The sequence below is a fragment of the Achromobacter sp. SIMBA_011 genome, from assembly GCF_046535435.1.
GTDB classification, from domain to species: Bacteria; Pseudomonadota; Gammaproteobacteria; order Burkholderiales; family Burkholderiaceae_B; genus Achromobacter; species Achromobacter dolens.
On the sequence record NZ_JAWRWN010000276.1, the window covers coordinates 1 to 290 of the forward strand.

The following is a 290-nucleotide window of genomic DNA, read 5'->3' on the forward strand; positions in this document are numbered from 1 at the left end:
CAACCCGAACGCGCGGCTGATGGCCGAGATGATCCAGGCCGACTGGGCGAAGATCGGCGTGAAGGCGAAGATCGTCACCTACGAATGGGGCGAGTACATCAAGCGCGCGCACGCCGGCGAGCAGGACACGATGCTGATCGGCTGGACCGGCGACAACGGCGACCCGGACAACTGGCTCGGCACGCTGCTCGGCTGCGAAGCCGTGAACGGCAACAACTTCGGCAAGTGGTGCTACAAGCCGTTCGACGACCTGGTCCAGAAGGGCCGCCAGACGTCGGATCAGGCTGAGC

General features: G+C 65.2%; 1 protein-coding gene. It reads left to right on the forward strand.

Annotated features, from left to right (window positions below):
* Positions 1–290: ABC transporter substrate-binding protein (locus tag SB816_RS30925; protein WP_410548109.1), on the forward strand; the 290-nt coding region annotated here is incomplete at both ends.